The organism is Catenuloplanes niger (genome assembly GCF_031458255.1).
Lineage (GTDB): Bacteria > Actinomycetota > Actinomycetes > Mycobacteriales > Micromonosporaceae > Catenuloplanes > Catenuloplanes niger.
Map to the genome: position 1 here is coordinate 747,553 of NZ_JAVDYC010000001.1, position 16,695 is coordinate 764,247.

At 73.1% G+C, this 16,695-nt stretch carries 15 protein-coding genes; 6 read left to right on the top strand and 9 right to left on the bottom strand.

The window, feature by feature from the left end:
* Positions 1 to 23: 23 nt before the first annotated feature.
* Positions 24 to 1,013 (bottom strand): NAD-dependent epimerase/dehydratase family protein, encoded by a 990-nt coding sequence (locus J2S44_RS03295; RefSeq protein WP_310408909.1) that lies wholly within the window; start codon positions 1,011 to 1,013, stop codon positions 24 to 26.
* Positions 1,014 to 1,055: 42 nt separating this feature from the next.
* The gene (locus J2S44_RS03300; protein WP_310408911.1) at positions 1,056 to 1,769 is read right to left on the bottom strand and encodes a GAF and ANTAR domain-containing protein; all 714 of its coding nucleotides are present in this window, start codon (positions 1,767 to 1,769) and stop codon (positions 1,056 to 1,058) included.
* Positions 1,770 to 1,927: 158 nt separating this feature from the next.
* Here J2S44_RS03300 and J2S44_RS03305 point away from each other — a divergent pair, with 158 nt between their 5' ends.
* Complete coding sequence (locus J2S44_RS03305; protein ID WP_310408913.1) at positions 1,928 to 2,458, top strand: STAS domain-containing protein; 531 nt, start codon at positions 1,928 to 1,930, stop codon at positions 2,456 to 2,458.
* Between the two features lie 35 nt (positions 2,459 to 2,493).
* Here J2S44_RS03305 and J2S44_RS03310 read toward each other — a convergent pair whose 3' ends face one another.
* On the bottom strand, positions 2,494 to 2,676 hold the full coding sequence (locus J2S44_RS03310) for an antitoxin (RefSeq protein WP_310408914.1): 183 nt from the start codon (positions 2,674 to 2,676) through the stop codon (positions 2,494 to 2,496).
* Positions 2,677 to 2,929: 253 nt separating this feature from the next.
* A complete protein-coding gene (locus J2S44_RS03315; RefSeq protein WP_310408916.1) occupies positions 2,930 to 3,823 on the bottom strand; it encodes a glycosyltransferase family 2 protein in 894 nt (297 codons plus the stop codon).
* A 45-nt stretch (positions 3,824 to 3,868) separates the two neighbouring features.
* Here J2S44_RS03315 and J2S44_RS03320 point away from each other — a divergent pair, with 45 nt between their 5' ends.
* Complete coding sequence (locus tag J2S44_RS03320; RefSeq protein WP_310408918.1) at positions 3,869 to 4,042, top strand: AraC family transcriptional regulator; 174 nt, start codon at positions 3,869 to 3,871, stop codon at positions 4,040 to 4,042.
* 9 nt (positions 4,043 to 4,051) lie between these two features.
* On the opposite strand, the gene J2S44_RS03325 is transcribed toward J2S44_RS03320, so the two are convergent.
* The gene (locus J2S44_RS03325; protein ID WP_310408919.1) at positions 4,052 to 4,618 is read right to left on the bottom strand and encodes a hemerythrin domain-containing protein; all 567 of its coding nucleotides are present in this window, start codon (positions 4,616 to 4,618) and stop codon (positions 4,052 to 4,054) included.
* 187 nt (positions 4,619 to 4,805) lie between these two features.
* Between J2S44_RS03325 and J2S44_RS03330 the strand changes: the two genes are divergently transcribed.
* A complete protein-coding gene (locus J2S44_RS03330) occupies positions 4,806 to 5,477 on the top strand; it encodes a hypothetical protein (RefSeq protein WP_310408920.1) in 672 nt (223 codons plus the stop codon).
* Positions 5,474 to 6,289: a cobalt transporter gene (locus tag J2S44_RS03335; protein WP_310408921.1), complete on the top strand. Its 816-nt coding sequence runs from the start codon at positions 5,474 to 5,476 to the stop codon at positions 6,287 to 6,289. The genes J2S44_RS03330 and J2S44_RS03335 overlap by 4 nt, the downstream gene beginning before the upstream one ends.
* 363 nt (positions 6,290 to 6,652) lie before the next feature.
* Here J2S44_RS03335 and J2S44_RS03340 read toward each other — a convergent pair whose 3' ends face one another.
* Positions 6,653 to 9,850 (bottom strand): GH92 family glycosyl hydrolase, encoded by a 3,198-nt coding sequence (locus J2S44_RS03340; RefSeq protein WP_310408922.1) that lies wholly within the window; start codon positions 9,848 to 9,850, stop codon positions 6,653 to 6,655.
* Positions 9,851 to 9,947: 97 nt separating this feature from the next.
* Between J2S44_RS03340 and J2S44_RS03345 the strand changes: the two genes are divergently transcribed.
* Positions 9,948 to 11,528 carry a diguanylate cyclase domain-containing protein gene (locus J2S44_RS03345; RefSeq protein WP_310408923.1) on the top strand — a complete coding sequence of 527 codons (1,581 nt, stop codon included), beginning with the start codon at positions 9,948 to 9,950 and terminating at the stop codon, positions 11,526 to 11,528.
* A 93-nt stretch (positions 11,529 to 11,621) separates the two neighbouring features.
* Here the strand turns inward: J2S44_RS03345 and J2S44_RS03350 are convergent, their stop codons facing one another.
* From J2S44_RS03350 to J2S44_RS03360, 3 genes are all read right to left on the bottom strand, one after another.
* On the bottom strand, positions 11,622 to 12,548 hold the full coding sequence (locus J2S44_RS03350) for a GntR family transcriptional regulator (protein ID WP_310408924.1): 927 nt from the start codon (positions 12,546 to 12,548) through the stop codon (positions 11,622 to 11,624).
* Positions 12,549 to 12,619: 71 nt separating this feature from the next.
* Complete coding sequence (locus J2S44_RS03355; protein WP_310408925.1) at positions 12,620 to 13,132, bottom strand: GNAT family N-acetyltransferase; 513 nt, start codon at positions 13,130 to 13,132, stop codon at positions 12,620 to 12,622.
* A 67-nt stretch (positions 13,133 to 13,199) separates the two neighbouring features.
* A complete protein-coding gene (locus J2S44_RS03360; protein WP_310408926.1) occupies positions 13,200 to 15,080 on the bottom strand; it encodes a zinc metalloprotease in 1,881 nt (626 codons plus the stop codon).
* A 125-nt stretch (positions 15,081 to 15,205) separates the two neighbouring features.
* On the opposite strand from J2S44_RS03360, the gene J2S44_RS03365 reads away from it, so the two are divergent.
* Entirely contained in the window at positions 15,206 to 16,693 is a 1,488-nt protein-coding gene (locus J2S44_RS03365; protein ID WP_310408927.1) for a hypothetical protein, read from the top strand.
* Positions 16,694 to 16,695: the final 2 nt, after the last annotated feature.

Sequence of the window (16,695 nt, forward strand, 5' to 3'; positions counted from 1 at the left end):
TGGAAGAAGGCACTTTTTCCAGCTCAAGGAACCTTTTGGTAACCGGCGGAACGCGGCGTCGCGGTCCGCACGGCGCGACGGGTGGCGAGGAGCGTGAGGCGGCCGTCGTGGCCGGGGCGCCAGCCGAGCTCGGTGCGGGCACGCGTGCAGTCCAGCAGCGGGCTGTCGATCAGCAGGTCGGCCCAGGACGGGTCGAGCGGTTGCAGGCGCAGGCGCCAGGCCACGTCGAGCAGCCGCCGCAGTGCCGAACGCGGGATCGGGACGTGCCGGCCGCCCATCAGCCGGGCCAGTACGGCGGCGCGCATCGCCGGCTCGTCGGTCACGTTGAACGCGCCGGTGGCGCGCGCCAGCAGCACCCGCCCGACCAGGTCCGCGACGTCCTGGGCGGCCACCACCTGGGTGATCGTCGCGGACGGCAGCGGCAGGACCGGGAGCCGGCCGATCAGCGGGGCCAGCGGGGCGGACCGGCCCAGCGCGAGGCGGGCCAGGTCGCGCGCCGCGCCGGGCTGGATGACCGCGAGCGGCCGGATGCGGGCCACGCGCAGGCGCGGCCGGTCCCGTTCGAGGCGGTCCAGCAGATCCTCGACCGCGACCTTGTCCTGGCTGTACGTGGAGCCGGGCACGCCGCGCCGAGGCCAGTCCTCGGCGACCCGGGTGTCGTCGTCGCCGCGCGAGTAGACCGCGGCGGACGACAGGTGGACCAGGTGCGGGACCCGGGCGCGGTGCAGCGCGGTGAGCACCGCCCGCGACCCGGTCAGGTTCGTGCGGGCCTGGGCCGCCCGGTCGTGCCCGGCCACGATGTGCCAGGCGAGGTGGACGACCGCGTCCGCGCCGGCGAACGCCTCGGTCAGCGCGTCGGCCGCGCCGGGCGCGCCCACGTCCACCGCGCGCCAGTCGATGCCGCGCCGGTCCGCCGGGACGCGCCGGGCGATGCCGGTCACGTCACGGATCTCCGGCCGGCCGGAGAGCCACTCCACCACCGCGGACCCGATGTTGCCACTCGCACCCGTCACCACGATCCGCACTCCACGGAGCTTTCCCCGGAATCCGGCGGACTACACCCGTGGCGACGGCAGCGCGCCGGTGTCGAGCAGGAAGCGGGCGACCTCGGCGACCTTGCGGCGGCGGCCCCGGGCGGTCCGGCGCAGCAGTTCGAACGCGGCAGCCGGGCCGAGGCGGCGCTGCGCCATCAGGTACCCGATCGCACGCTCGATCACGATCCGGTAGTCGAGCGCGTACTGCAGCTGCCCGGCCAGGTCACCGGCCCGCTGCGCGGCGAGCGCGGCGGCCAGCGTGGCACCGATGACGTCCGCGTAGCGGGACAGCGCCGCGACCTCCGAGTCGTCCCACTCGTGCGGGCCGGTGAAGAACACGTCCAGCGTGCCGACCGGCGTGCGGTCCAGCCGGACCGGGACGCCGAGCACCGAGACGACGTCGTGGTGCAGGAAGTCCTCGCGGACGCCGGGAAAGCGCGGATCCGTCCGCATGTCGGCCGCCCGGATCACCTGGTTGTCCACGAACGCGGACACGCACGGCCCCTCGCCGGTCTTGCTCTGGATCTCCTCCATCGCCTGGCTGGCCGCGTTGCTGGCCGCGACGTAGTGCAGCGTGTGCTCCTCGTCGGCGATCATCAGACCGCTGCCGGACACCCGGAACAGGCCCACGACCGCGTCGACGGTCTCGCCGACCGCGGTGGCGACGTCGGTGCCGGCACTCCCGCCGAGGCTGCGCAGGCTGTCAGTGAGTCGTTCGGAGTCTATGTTCGGCACGCCGCCATCCTCGCCGCAACGGAAACGGACGGCGATGCCATTCCCCTGATCGGGGGCGACGGAAACCGGACATGTTTGAAACCTGCACCATCGGTGACATTACGTGGTACCGACCGTTTCCGCCCTGTGTCCGCGGACCGACCTCGTGAGGATGCCTCATGCCCGCGGACACCCGTACCCCCGTCACCGCCGCCCAGGTCTCCGCGCTGGTCCGGCGGCTGCCGGCGCAGGAGCGGCGGCTGCTCGCGCTGCGCTGCCGGGCGGACCTGACCGAGGCGGAGATCGCCGGACGGCTGCACGTCCCCCCGGCGTACGTGTCCCGCGCGCTCGCCCGGACGTTCGGCTCGCTGCGCCGGGGCGTGCTGGCCGCGCCCGCACCGGCCCGGCCGGACGCCGCCCGGCCCGGGATCACCTCCCGGGTGCTCCGCTCCGGCGAGGTGCGCGTGCGGGTGACCGGCGAGATCGACCGCGACAACGCACCGGAACTGCGGCACCGGCTGCTCGACGCGCTCGGCGGGAACCCGCCGGCGATGACGCTGGACCTGGCCGGCGTGCCGCTGCTGGACGCGGCCGGCGCCCGGGCGCTTCGGGACGTCCTCGCGGCGGCCCGGACGCGGGGCGTCCGGATCAGCGTCGCGCGGGTCCAGCCGGCCGCGCGGACCGTCCTCGACGTCTGCGGGGTGGGCTGAGCCGGGGACACCGCACCGGTGCCCCCGGCCGCCGACTACCCGTTCGTGTCGCCGGCGCCGGTGCGCTTCTGCGCCTCGTCGACGCCGCGGTCGATCTGGTCGGCGTGCTTGCCGCCGGTGCGCTGGTCGACCGCGTCACCGGCCTTCTCCAGACCCTGGTCGACCTGCTCGTCGTGCTTGTCGGCGAAGTCGTCCGCCTTCTTCAGGAAGTCGCTCATGTTCCGGCTCCTAATCCTCGTGCTCTGCGTATCGGCTACCCGGGCCGGCCGTGGTCACACGTGCGGCCGGGCGCCGGCTCAGGAATACCCGCGGGCGTGACACGCCGCCGCGGCCGGACCAGGACCGGGATCGGACCACCGGCACCGAGGCGGCCCGCCAGACGGTGATGCGTTTCATCGGTTCGCCTCCTTCACGGACGACACCGCGTACCCGCTCCCCCGGCGGCCATGCGCGCCGGAGCCGAGGCGCGCCTCACACGTAGCGCCGGGCGGTGGACGCGCGCTGGGCGGCGTCCAGCGGGGCCAGCCGGGCCTCCACGTGGTGCGGGCGGGTGCGCCGGCGGGCCAGCACCCAGGGCAGGCCGCGCACCGCGTCCCAGCAGGCCAGCGCGGAGACGCTGTCGCGCGGCACGGTGCCGGCCAGGAACGCGGTGCGGCGCAGCGCGGGCAGCACCGGCCGGCGCAGCCAGGTGAACCACAGCGTGTTGCGCAGGCCGACCCGGCGCCGCAGGACCGAGTCGCGCACCACCGACGCGTGGTGGTGCACCACCAGGTGGTCCAGGTAGCAGATCTCCCAGCCCGCGGTGATCAGGTCGGTGGCCAGCAGCTCCTCCTCGCCGCCGAGCCACAGCCGCGGGCTGAACCCACCGGCGGCCAGGAACGCGTCCCGGCGGACCACGGACGCGCCGGCCAGGAAGCTGCCGAGCGCGGGCCCGGGCAGCCAGTCCGGGCCGGGCACCGGCGAGTCGCGCAGCTCGGCTACGATCGGGTCGTCGTGCCCGCCCGGCTCGACGACGATCCGCGCGTTGACCACCGCGACGCCCGGACAGGCGTCCAGCGCGTCCGCGGCGGCGCGCAGGCTGCCCGGCTCCCACCAGGTGTCGTCGTCGCAGAACGCCACGTACGGCGTGTGCAGCCGGGCCACGCCGGCGTTGCGGCCGGCGGCACCCCGGTTCTCCCGGAGCGCGAGCACCGCGACCTGCGGGAATCGCGCCCGGAGCGACTCCGCCGTACCGTCGGTCGAGCCGTTGTCGACCACCACGACCGCGGGCCGTTCCGGCAGGCTCACCAGACGCGCGACCGCGTCCAGCACTTCGGGCCGCCGCTGATGGGTGACCACCACGACGCCGATGCGGGAATCCTCCATGCGGCCGCGGGTACCCGCTTCGACGTCGTGATCACCTGCTCGTTCGTGGGATGTCCGCGCGCGGCGAAACCGGCGCGGCGGCGATCACCCGGCCCGGCAGCGGTCGCGGCGGTCGCCCGGCGCTGGGGGCTCACGGACGCGGCGCACTACAGCAAGGCGTTCCGGGCCGCGTACGGGCTGAGCCCGCGGGAGTGGCGGGCCGTGCGCCGGGCGGTCTGAGCCGGGGCGTCACTTCGTGGCGCGGCCGGTCAGTTTGTCGCGGAGGCGGTCGACCAGTCCGACGCCGGGGCCGACGGTCTTGTGGAACAGCTCGCTGTTCGGCGCGGCCGGGTGCGGCCGGGTCGGTGCCAGCTTCTTCGCGGTCTCCACCTTGCCCGCGAGCTCCACCAGCTCCTCGCGGGGGACGCGGCGGCGCAGCTCGGGGAACTGTTCGGTCTCCTCGTCCGTGACGTGGTCGGCGAGGATCGCCTCCAGCCGGCCGAGCTCCTCCTCGAAGCGCGGGTCGGAGACGTCCAGGTCCTCGAGCCGCTTCATCGCCTGCTCGAGTTCCTCGTGTTCCTCGACGTCGTGGGCGACCGCCTTGTCGCCGTCGTCGAGGTACTTGCGCATGGCCGGGTAGACGTACATCTCCTCGGCCACGGCGTGCCGCACCAGCTCGCTGATCGCGGTGTCGGTGAGGTCCCGGCGGATCATCGGGTCGGCGACGGTACGGATCTCGCCGATCAGCGCGGTCACGTCACGGTGGTCGGCCGTCAGCACGTCGACGACGTCCCGGCCGGTTCCGGTGCTGCTCACAATGCCCTCCAGGGTGGGAACTTCGCTGTCCCGCACCGCGTACCCAGGTGTGACCCGGGTAACCAGCCCGTTTTGTTCACGCACCCGACCGGTGAAGATCATCTTCTGTGGCCTGTGCGGTCGCGCGGACATCGCCAGACTGGGCGCCGTTCCGTACCACCGCACCACCCAGGAAGACGATCCCCCCGTGAGCTCCATGAGTACCCGCACGCTGGTGGCGCTGGCCGTCATCGGCGTCGCGGCCGGGACCGCCGTGTTCACGCCACGGCCGGCGGCGGCCCATCCGTTCGGCGACCCGCAGACCGTGGTCATCACGCCCGACGGGCAACGACCCGACGTGGTGTACGTGAAGTGGCGGGTCGGCGGCCCGGACGACCTCACCGTGCTCGGCGTCTCGCTCGGGCTGCTGCCCGCGGACCGGGTCCGCGCGGACGGGACCGTCGACTACCGGTACAACGACCCGGGCGTGGTCGGCGCGTCGCCCGCGTTCACCGGCTACCTGCTCGACCGGATCACGGTCACCGGCGGCGGCCGTCCGTGCACCGGCGCGGTCGAGCCGATCGCGGCGCTCGCGTTGAAGGGCGCGACCGCCGGGTTCACCTGCCCCGGGCCGGTCACCTCGGTGACCGTGGCCGTGCGCACGCTGACCGACCTGCACCCGGCGTACCGGACGATGGCCACCGGGCCGGGCGGGCAGCGCGCGGTGTACGAGGGCGCGGACGACACCCACACGTGGTCGCTGACCGGGTCCGGCGCCGGGCTCGGGCGCAGCGCGCTGGTGCAGATCGCGGCCGTCCTCGGCGCGCTGCTGCTGGTCGCCGCCGCCGGGCTCGCGGTGAAGCGCCGGGTGACCCGATGAACCTCGGCGCGCTCTCCGACCGCCTCCAGGACCTGATCCACGCGCCCGGGGTGGCGCCGCTCGCGTTCGTGTTCGCGTTCCTCGCCGGTGCCGGGCACGCGCTCGCGCCCGGCCACGGCAAGACGCTGGCCGCCGCGTACCTGGCGTGCTCGCGCGGCCGGATCCGCGACGCGGCCTGGCTGGGCGGGTCGGTCGCGGCCATGCACACCGTGTCGGTGCTGGTCATCGGCGTGGCGTGGACGTTCTTCGCGCTCTCCGACCTGATCCGGATGGAGGAGCTGACCACCTGGCTGCAGATCGCGGCCGGCGTCCTGGTGCTGGGCACCGGCCTCTGGATGCTGCGCCGCCACCTGCGCGGCGGCCACGGCCACTCGCACCCGCACGATCACGGCCACTCGCACTCCCATGATCACGGGCCGTCCGGCGCCCACGACCACGATCACGCCCACGACCACGGGCATCCGCATCAGCACGGCGACGGGAAGCGGCCGGGTCTGCTCCTGCTCGGCATCTCCGGCGGCCTGACCCCCTCCCCCGCCGCGTTCCTGGTGCTGGCCACCGGCCTGTTCCTCGGCCGGGCCGGCTTCGCGCTGCTGCTGGTGCTCACGTTCGGCGCCGGCATGGCCGTGGTCCTCTTCGGCATCGGCGTACTCGCGGTCGCCGGCAGCGCGCTGGTCACCCGCAACGCCCGCACCCACGCCACGCTGCGCCTGGCCACCCGCTTCACCCCGATGCTGGCCGCCGGCGGCATCACCGCGTTCGGCGCCGGCATGATCACGGTCGCCGCCGTCCACCTGGCCGCGCTGGCCTGACGCACGCACCAGCACGATCACCGTCGGTCCGCGCGGCCGGAAACAGCACCGCGGGCCGCACCGGGCCACCGGGCCACCGCGGATCTCACGCCGCGGCGTGGGTGCCGCGGTGCGGCGGTGGTGGCGTGGGTGTTTCCCGGCACCGCGCGGCACCGGCTCCGAAGCCGGCCGGCAAGCGGAGCGCCGGCGGAGTCTTGCCGGCCGGCGAGGTTGGCCCGCGGGAGCATGCGGGCCGCACCACGCCGGAAGCGGGAAAGCAAGGATTGGCACCCTCACCGGCCGGGACGTGGGCTCCCGAAGCGGGAAGACCGGGAACCGCGTCCCCGATCTTCCCGGCGCCGGTCGGAGCGTGCGGCCGGGGCGTCAGCGGAGGGTGATCGCGTACACCTGGATGCGGTTGTCGTCCGGGAGTGTGAGCGAGCGGATCTGTTTGCCCGGGGTGAGCGGCACGCTGATCGCGAACAGGCTGACCGGTGGGCCGTCGACGCCCTGGCCGGCCTTGATCCGGTGCGGCATGGCGAGCGCGGTGGTGGAGCCGGCCGCGGGTGCGCCGCACCAGTCCGCGACCGTGACCGCGCGGGTGTCGGTGCCGCCGTCCGCGTAGCCGATGGTGAACGCGCCGGTCACCGGGCCGTTGTGGCTGGTCGCGACCAGTTCCAGGGCGTTGTGCGCGCCCTGCGGCAGCACCAGCGACTGGCCGGTCGCGGTGACGAGGTTGGGTGCGGTGCCGGCCGGGTCCGGTGCCTGGTAGGTGACGCCGTTCCAGGTGACCGGGCCGGCCGGCGGGAGCAGCGCGGCGTCGTAGCTCCAGCCGACGGTGTCGAAGTTGCCCTCCGTGGTCGCCGCGACGGTGGCGGTGCCGTCCCGGGTCAGTTCCGGGGTCAGGTCGACGGCGCAGGACGTGCCGGGCGCGCAGGTCAGCGCGGGTCGGACCGCGACCGAGGCGGTCCGGGTGACCGTGTTCGCCCCGCCCACGGTGACCTGCACCGGGTACGTCCCGTCGGCGACCCCGGCCGGTGCGGTGACCGTGACGGTGGCGGTCGTCGCGACCGGCAGATGCGACGACCGCAGCGCCGGCAACCGCGTGGGGCTGACCGCGACGGTCCAGCCGGCCGGGCCGGTCGCGGTGATCGTGGGCCGCAGCGTGGTCGGCGACTGGGCCACCACGTCGACGGTGAACGTGGTGGTGCCGCCGGCCGGCAGCGCGGCCGACGCGGGCCGCAGCGACGCGTCGACGTGGCGGCGGCCGTCCTGCGGCGCCCGGTTCACCGACGGCGGCTCCGCCTGCGGCGCGGTGCCCCAGCGGGACGGGCGGCTGCCGACCGCGTGGGCGAGCGTGCCGCCGTCCGCCACCGCGTCCCACGTCACCCAGTTCCGGGTGAGCCGGCCGCCGTCCAGCCGGACGTCCTGCACGTAGCGCGCGGTGTCGGAGACGCCCGGCGCGGTGATGCGCAGCGTGCCGGTGCCGGTCCGCACGGTCGCGCCCGGGAAGACCGGGCTGGACACCGTGAGGAAGTCCGCGCCGCTCATCGTCGGGTAGAGGCCCAGCGCGGAGAAGACGTACCAGGCGCTCATCGTGCCGAGGTCGTCGTTGCCGGTCATGCCGTCCGGCCCGGTGGTGAACAGCGTCATCGCGGCCCGGACCACGGTCGCGGCCTTCGCGGGCGCGCCGGCCCAGTGGTACATGTACGGCGCGAGCAGGTCCGGCTCGTTGTTCGGGTTGTAGGTCGGCTTGGCGTAGTAGTCGTACGGCGCGGCGATCCAGTCGGTGCGCGCGGTGCCGGCCGGGTCGGTGAGCAGCTTGTCGTGCACGAAGAACTCGTCCAGCCGTTGCTCGGCGGCGCGCCGGCCGCCCATCAGCGAGACCAGCCCGGCCGGGTCCTGCGGCACCAGCCACTGGTACTGGTGGGCGCCGCCCTCGTGGAACTGGTGCGACGCCGCGACCGGGTCGTACGGCGTGAGCCAGGTGCCGTCGACCGTGCGCGGGCGGAACTGCCGGGTCGCGGAGTCCCACAGGTTGCGGTACCACTGGCCGCGGGCCGCGAACATCCGCGCGTCCTGGGTCTTGCCGAGCCCCTGGGCCATCAGCGCGAGCGCGGCGTCGGCGGCGGAGTACTCGAGCGTGGCGGACGCCGGGTGGACGCAGTCGTTGTCGCCGCCCTTGTGCACGCAGTCGGTGCCGAGCCGCAGCCCGGACGGGATGTAGCCGCGGTCGGCGTAGAAGTCCTGCCCGGTGCGCCCGTTGTACGGCGAGTCGGCCGGCGGCTGGCTGGTGGCGTTCGCCCGGAGCAGCGCATAGGCCTCCTCCTCGTGCCCCTCGAGCAGGCCCTTCGACCAGTTCTCGACGAGGAACGGGGTGACCGGGTCGCCGGTCATGATGTTGGTCTCGCTGTTCGCCAGCGCCCACCGGGGCAGCCAGCCGCCGTCCCGGCCGATCGCCAGCACGGAGAGCGCGACGTCGCGGGCCACGTCCGGTGCGATCAGCTCGAGCAGCTGGTTCTGCGGGCGGTACGTGTCCCACAGCGAGAAGTTCTGGTACGGCGTGTACCCGTCCGCGGTGTGCACCCGCCGGTCGAAGCCGACGTAGCGGCCGTCCACGTCGCCGGCCACGTTCGGGTGCAGCAGCGAGTGGTAGAGCGCGGTGTAGAAGACCGCGCGGCGCTCCTCCGTACCGCCGTCGATCGTGATCCTGCGCAGGGCGTCGGCCCACTCGGCGCGCAGCGCGTCGCGGACCGCGTCGAAGTCGAAGCCGTCGCCGGTCTCCGCGGTCAGGTTCTTCCGCGCTCCGTCCGCGCCGGTGTAGGACAGCCCGACCTTGACCACTACGTCCCGGTCGGTACGGGTGTCGAACGTGACGTAGGCGCCGTTACCGCCCGCGCCGGCCGCGTCCCGGCTGCCGGCCGTCAGGTCCGCGCCGCGCCAGGTGCCGAACGCGGTGAACGGCCGGTCGAACTCGGCCGTGAACCACACGGTGTGGTCGTCCTTGCCGGCGCAGAAGTTGCCCGCGTTCACCCGGCCGGTCAGCGTCCGGTCGCCGACCACGTGGATCTCCGAGCCGAACACGTTCTGGTTCGCCTTGCCGGTGTTGAACAGCACGTTCGCCTGCTCGGTGGCCGGGAACGAATAGCGCTGCCAGCCGGTGCGCGCGGTCGCGGTCAGTTCCGCGTCGATGCCGTAGCGGCTCAGCCCGACCCGGTAGTAGCCCGGGCTCGCCTCCTCGTCGTCGTGCGAGAACGCGGACCGGTACGCGGTGTGGTCGGTACTGCCGACCGCGCCGGTGGTCGGCATGATCGGCAGCTCACCGGCGACGCCGCAGCCGACGCCGGACAGGTGCGTCTGACTGAAGCCGTAGATCGAGTCGGCGAGGTAGTCGTAGCCGCCCTGACCGCCGGTGTCCGGGCTGACCTGCACCATGCCGAACGGCGCGGCGGCGCCGGGGAACGTGTTGCCGAAGTTCTGCGTGCCGACGAACGGCCGGACCAGATCGACGGGCTCGGGCGGTGCGGCCACCGGCGCCTCCGGAACGAGCAACAGCGCGGCCACCAGCACATTGCGAATCATCGACACTCCCGTCACCGATGTGTGATCACGTTGCCATCACCGAGCGACGAAAGTCAATGATCCTCAGGTTCGGGCCGCACCGGCCGATGAGCACCGGGTGGGTACGTCGCGGAGGCGCTGGACCAGCGTCCTGCTCGTCGCGCTCGTGCTGGCCGGCGGTCTGGTGATGACCGTGGCCGCGCACTCGGTGGTCCGGGCCGGCGACGCCCGGTACACCGCCGCGGCCATGGACGCCAGCGCCGGGGACGTGACCGCCGCGGTCACGCACGCGGCCACCGACTACGGCAGCGTGCTGACCGATCTGGCCTACTCGCTGGCCTCGCAGACCGACCTGTACCGCGACGACTTCGTCCGGATCACGGCCGGGCTGACCAACGTCCGGCTGCACGGCGCCACCCGGATCGGCTTCGTCGTGCCCGCCACCACCGCGCAGATCCCGGACCTGCAGCGGCGCTGGCGCGGGTACGGCGCGGACGGGCTGACGTTGCGCCCGGCGGACGGCGCGGACAACCACTCGTTCGTGATCTACGACAAGGTCTTCGACGGGTACCCGGACCAGCAGGGCGTCGACCTGGCCGGGAACCCGGCCGCGGCCGAGGTGCTGCGGCAGGCCCGCAGCCGGCGCGCGCTGGCGATCAGCCCGGCGTTCCAGCCCGTCCTGGACAACGAGACCGCGACCGGGTCCCGGCGCACGTTCGTGCTGCTCGCGGCGCCGGTCCTGTCGTTCGCGGACAGCGCGGACGCGTTCCGCGGCTGGGCCGTGATGAAGCTGCGCACCCAGGACTTCCTGGCCCAGACGCTGCTCGACCGCGGCGAGAACGCGGTGCAGGCCACGGTCGTCGACCCGGACGCCGGCATCGAACTGGCCTCGGTCGCGCCCGGCCGGCGCGCGGCCGGCACCACGCTGGACCGCCGGCACGAACTGACGGTCGGCGGGCGGCGGTGGCGGGTCTCGATGGCGCCGACCACGCGCCTGGTCTCGGACGCGGAGGGCGGCCTGAGCGAACTCACGCTCGCGTCCGGGGCCGCGCTGACCGTGATGCTCGCCGCGATGACCGGCATCCTGGCCGGCAGCCGGGGGCGCGCGCTGGACCAGGTCGACCGGGCCACCACCGCGCTGCGCCTCGACATCGCGCGGCGCGAGCAGGTCGAGGCGCAGCTGCGCGAGCGGGAGCAGGAGCTGCAGCACCTCGCGTTCCACGATCCGCTGACCGGGCTGGCGAACCGGCTGCTGTTCTACGACCGGCTGACCCACGCGTGGCACACCCACGCGCGGGAGGGGCGGGCGTTCGCGGTGCTGTTCATCGACCTGGACGGCTTCAAGGAGATCAACGACCGGCACGGTCACCAGGCGGGCGACACGGTGCTGCGCACGGTCGCGGACCGGCTGCGGACCGGGCTGCGGGCGGCGGACACGGTCGCGCGGTTCGGCGGCGACGAGTACGCCATCATCCTCGAGTCCCTCGCCGGCCCGGCCGACGCCCGGGTCGCGGCCGAACGGGTGGTCACGGCGGTGCAGGCGCCGATCACGCTGGAGGACGGCACCGTCGCGACGGTGTCGGCCAGCGTCGGGATCGCCGTCAACCGGCCCGGAGCCGACGTCGACGACATCATCCGCGACGCGGACACCGCGATGTACACGGCGAAGACCGCCGGCAAGAACCGCTTCGCCTTCTGATCAGGCCCGGTGTTCGACGTGGATGGCCGGGCTGCGGCGCGGTCCGGGCGCCGCCCGGCCGCACGTCACAAAAGCCCACACACAGCACCGGGCCTAACGGGCCTGGGTCTTCGTGAGCTGGAGGTCGCGCATCACCTCGCCGGCCATCCGGACCGAGGCCGCGTCCAGCACGTTGCCGAACTCGATCACCCGGGCCCGGCCGGCCAGGCGGCGGGCCAGGTCGGGGCTCTCGCTCGGGACCACCACCAGATCGACGTCGCGCAGGTCCTCGTCCGTGGTGCCGGTCAGCACCTCGATGTTGGTCACGCCGGCCTGGGTCAGCGAGTCGCGGATGCTGACCGCCTGGTCCTCGGTGGAGTAGAGCAGCCCGACCGTGCGGTCCTTCGGCACCTGGGCGATCTGCACCAGCGTCTGGATGTGCGGTGCCGCCACGATCGCGACCACCTCGGTCTCCGGCCGCCGCAGCAGCGTGCGGACCTCGGACAGGTGGAAGAACGTGGTCAGCACCAGGTCAGGCCGCTCCGCCGCGGCGTCGAACGCGCCGAGCACCAGCGGCTTGACCGTGACGCCGAGCCGCGTGCCGAGCTCGGTCGCGAAGTATCGCGCGCGCTCGTCGTTGCACTCCACGAACGAGACCGCGAGCGTCCGGTCGACCTCCCACGCGGCCAGGCCGGCGATCAGGTCGCGGATCTCGGCGGCGGTGAGCCCGAGCTCGAGGCACTCGCGGGCCGCGGCGGAAAGGATCTCGCGCGCCCGGTTGCGGGCCTCGGACGTGGTGCGGGCCCGGCCGCCGCCGACGACCACCATGCCGTTGCGGCCGCGTGGCTCGATCAGCCCGAGTTCGCGCAGCTCACCGTAGGCGTGGGCGACGGTGTTGCGGTTGATGCCGAGGTTGCTGGCCAGCAGCCGCGAGCCCGGCAGCCGTTCGCCGTCGCCCAGCAGACCCATCTCGATCATGAGCGTCACCTGGGAGACGATCTGACGGTAGACCGGCACGTCGGACTGCCGGCTGACAGTCATGCTGGCGATCAAGGGCTCACACTTTCACGCTGCCGTGTCCTGGGGATGCAGCGATTGTAGTGGGCCGCTCGTCAGTCCAGCATCCGGCGCATCCGCAGGCTGACGATGTGGTCGTCGACCCGGGACAGCGCCGCCTGCACCGTGCTCACCGGCTGGAAGCCACGCGCCCGGTAGAAGGCGATGCCCGGGCTGTCGCCGAGGAACACCGACACCCACACCTCCCGGCCGCCGGCCTCGCGGATCTGCGTGACGACCCGGTCCAGCAGCAGGGTGCCCAGGCCACGGCCGCGCGCGGTCGCCTCCAGGTAGACCAGCGACAGCTCACCGGCGCGTGCGCTGATCATGCCGCCGCCGGCCGCGCCGAGCACCCGGCCGTGCTCCTCGACGACCTGATAGCCGAACCACTGGGACGAGGCCGGGGCGATCTCCCTGGCCACCCGTCGCTGGTCGTAGAACGCGACGACGCTGCGCTCGATGTACCCCGCCGGCAGCAGCTCACGGTAGGTATCCCGGTACGCCGTGCTGCAGATCCGGGCGATCTCGGCGACGTCGGCATCGGTGGCTTGTCGGACAACGGCAGTCAACGACGATCGTGGCACGCCGGATAGATTAGCGGCCGGGGTCACACCGACCCCGGCCGCCACGGTGGTGCTACGGCCTGGAACGCGGGCCGCTGCCCGGCTCCAGCGTGTCGATGAACTCGTGCGGGTTCTCCGCCTTCGCGGACACCCGCATGGCCTCCGCCTCGGCGTGCATCGCCCGGGCCGCGCTCGCCGGGTCGACGCCGGCCCGGCCGGCCGCCCGCACCACGCGGTCGTACGCCGCCTCGGCCAGCGTGTAGGCGAGCCGGTAGTCGTGCGCGGCGAACGCCTTCTTCGCCAGCCCGATCGTCACGTCCGCGGCGTGCAGGTCCGCGGTCGCCTTCCGGGCGTCCGGGTCGGCCAGCACGTCCGCGGCGAGCCGGTTGGCCGCCTCCACGTACGCCGCGGTGAGGAACCGGTCGCTGTTGTCCCGGTCGAACTGGCTGAAGTCCCAGTTCACGTCGATGTAGCTCATCATCGAGTTGGATTCGTCGCCGACCCAGGCGAAGTAGTGGTCACCGGTCGGGTTGATCTCGGTCGCCGACTCGCTGTCCCACCCGTCGTGCGGGTGGTGCATGCCGAGGTGGTGACCGACCTCGTGGATCTGCGTGGTGGTCAGCCCGTAGCCGGCGGCCACGACCTGCGGGTTGAGGAACGAGTAGACGTAGCTGGCGGTGCCGTCCACCCAGTTGTCGTCCGCGTAGCCGAGCAGCCCGCTGGCGTTCGCCTCGGTCACGTAGTTGAACAGCGGCAGCTCGTAGTCGACCCGGCCGGCGTCGTCCTGGGTCCGCTCCAGGTTCTCCAGGTTGTAGAGGTACAGGTTCGCGGCCGGCGGCAGCGTCTGACCGGGGTAGCACGGTTCACCGGTCACGTACTGGCCGGTGTAGCAGGCCCGGTTCCGGTCGTCGAACGGCAGGTCCTGGTCGTCGAAGTCCAGCCGGTTGCGCCAGCGCAGCTCGGACAGCTCGTCCACCAGCAGGTCCGCCGAGATGTACGAGGAGCCGTCCACGCCCGGCCAGCCCTCGTACGTGTTGCTGTCCAGGTTGATCGACTTCGGCAACCGGGCGGGCAGCTCGACCGGGTAGATCGGCGACGTGGTCATCAGCAGGTCCAGCGCCACGAACCGGGTGAGCTTGGCCAGGTCACCGGCGAGCGCGCCGGGCGCCCGGAAGCCGCCGTCGGCGTACTCCCAGGAGGTCGGCAGCCGGTAGTCCGGCTCGCCGTCGCCGTCCACGTCCTGCTCGTCGACGATGAAGTTGGTCATGTTCGCGTCCGGGCCGGCGGACAGGTCGGCGAACCAGACCCGGCGGGTGGCGCCCAGCCCGGTCTCCTCGTCGTCGGCCGTGGTGCCGCCCCAGGCCATCAGCTTGCGGCTGTCCCGGTTCGCGCCGAAGTCGAAGCCGGTGTCCGGGTCCGGCTCACCGGTCTTGGTGTAGACGTGGAACTTGAAGTCCGCCCGCCCGTACCAGTTGATCAGGAAGACCGTGTTGCGCCGGGTGTCGACACCGTGCGGCGGGTTGAACGCCAGGTACTTCTCCACCGTGGGCGCGTCGATGTAGTGGTTGTCCGTGACGTCCAGGACGTTGCGCTCCTGCGCGTTGTACGTCTCCTGGTACTCGGTCAGCGGCGCCGGGGTGGCGAGGCTGGACAGCTTCCGGAAGAAGCGGTCCTCGTACCCGCGGTCGGTGTAGGAGACCTTGTAGTCGTAGATGTACCTGATGCCGAGCTTCTCCTGCTCGCCGTACCACCGGCGGGAGGTCACCTCCGGCTCGTACGTCCGGGCCAGGCCGGACGTGAACGCCGCCTGGTCCACCTCGGTCCGGTCGAACCCGAGGAACACCACGTTGACCGGCACCTTCTCCACGAGGTTCGGCTGGCCGCCGGGCACCAGATGGGTGAACCTCGGTGCCGGCGCCGCGGCGCTCGCCGGTGTCGCCGACGCCCCGATCATCGCCGCGATAAGCGCCGTGACTAGCGCTGCTCTCCGTCTCATGCCGCTACGCTGCCACCGGACGGCCGAACAGTAAATGGCCGCATGTGGATATGTCCATTGTTGAATCACGGGGGTAACACGGGGTGAGACGCCTCATCGCGCTCGCCGTCGCCGTGCTCGTCACGGTGACACCGAGCCTGACCGCGGCACCGGCGGTGGCCGCGGCACCGGTCTTCTCCAACCAGGACGTCGGGCTGGGCGGCCCGGACCAGATCCCGGACCCGGCGGGCAAGCCGATCCGGATCGAGGTGTCCTGGTGGGGCGTGCAGGACCGGCCGGAGCTGGCCTACGATTTCGCGCGCTACGACCCGGCGATCGAACGCGCGCACGCGGCCGGCATGAAGATCCTGCTGCTGGTCACCTACTCGCCGCCGTGGGCGAGCGGCGGGCACGGCGCGGCGGACGGTCTGGACCACTGGTTCCCGCTGCCCGAGTGGGACGACGAGTGGGCCGCGTTCGTCACGGCCCTGACCCGGCGGTACGCGGGGAAGGTCTACGCCTACGAGATCTGGAACGAGCCGAACCACGCCGCGTTCGGCAACTACGGCGACGGCTCCGACCTCGCCCGCCGGACCCGCTACTGGGAGGTGGTCCGGCTCAGCAACGCGCGGATCAAGGCGGAGTGCGCGGACTGCACCGTGCTCGCCGGCGGTTCCGCGGCCGGCACCCGGCCCGCCAACCAGCCCGCCGTGCCGGCCACCGTGCCCAACCCGAACTCCCCCGCGGCGTGGCTGACCTGGGCGTACGCGAACGGGTTCGGCGACGACTTCGACGCGGTGGCGCACCACCCGTACCCCATCTGGCATCAGCGCCAGGGCCCGGCGCAGTCGGACTGCGCACGCCCGGACCGGGTGCTGTTCGGGCCGCGCTACCAGCCCGGGGCGGCGCCGTGCGGGCAGCTGGCCGCGCTGCGCAAGGTGCTGGTCGACAACGGTGACGCGGGCAAGAAGATCTGGGGCACCGAGTGGGGCTACCCCACCGCGTCCGGCCTCGGCACGAACCACCCGTCGCTGGAGCTGATCCGCGACTTCGACGTCGAGGGCGTGCACATGTGGCGCGAACTGGACTACGCCGGGCCGCTGTTCCTCTACCAGTACCGGGACTGGGCCGCGTGCACGGACGCGAACCAGGACCCGGAGTGCCACTACGGCATCGTCCACCGCGACGGCACGCCGAAGGAACCGCGCTACAGCGAGCTGGTGAACAAGGTGGCCAACCACATGCCGGCCGGCCTGACCACCGGGCAGAGCATCCGGAAGCTGTCCGCCATGCGGTCGCCGAACGGGCGCTTCTACCTGTGGATGCAGGCCGACGGGAACCTGGTGCTCTACGACTCGTCGAACGGCCGGGCACTGTGGAGCGTCACGAACACCGGCGGGCGGCGGCTGCTCAACCAGCCGGACGGCAACCTGGTCCTCTACAAGAACCCGGACGGCCCGGTCGCGGTCTGGGACACGAAGACCTGGACGGCCGGGGCGAGCACGCTGCGCCTGCAGGACGACGGCAACCTGGTGCTCTACCGCAACGCCACCGGCAAGGCGATCTGGGCGAGCAACACAGTGGTTCGCTGAGC

Bases quoted from the DNA above. Each gene is read 5' to 3' on its own strand.
- J2S44_RS03350 (WP_310408924.1), bottom strand. From the start codon at position 12,548: ATGACTGTCAGCCGGCAGTCCGACGTGCCGGTCTACCGTCAGATCGTC.
- J2S44_RS03360 (WP_310408926.1), bottom strand. From the start codon at position 15,080: ATGATCGGGGCGTCGGCGACACCGGCGAGCGCCGCGGCGCCGGCACCG.
- J2S44_RS03335 (WP_310408921.1), top strand. From the start codon at position 5,474: ATGAACCTCGGCGCGCTCTCCGACCGCCTCCAGGACCTGATCCACGCG.
- J2S44_RS03340 (WP_310408922.1), bottom strand. From the start codon at position 9,850: ATGATTCGCAATGTGCTGGTGGCCGCGCTGTTGCTCGTTCCGGAGGCG.
- J2S44_RS03315 (WP_310408916.1), bottom strand. From the start codon at position 3,823: ATGGAGGATTCCCGCATCGGCGTCGTGGTGGTCACCCATCAGCGGCGG.
- J2S44_RS03310 (WP_310408914.1), bottom strand. From the start codon at position 2,676: ATGAGCGACTTCCTGAAGAAGGCGGACGACTTCGCCGACAAGCACGAC.
- J2S44_RS03305 (WP_310408913.1), top strand. From the start codon at position 1,928: ATGCCCGCGGACACCCGTACCCCCGTCACCGCCGCCCAGGTCTCCGCG.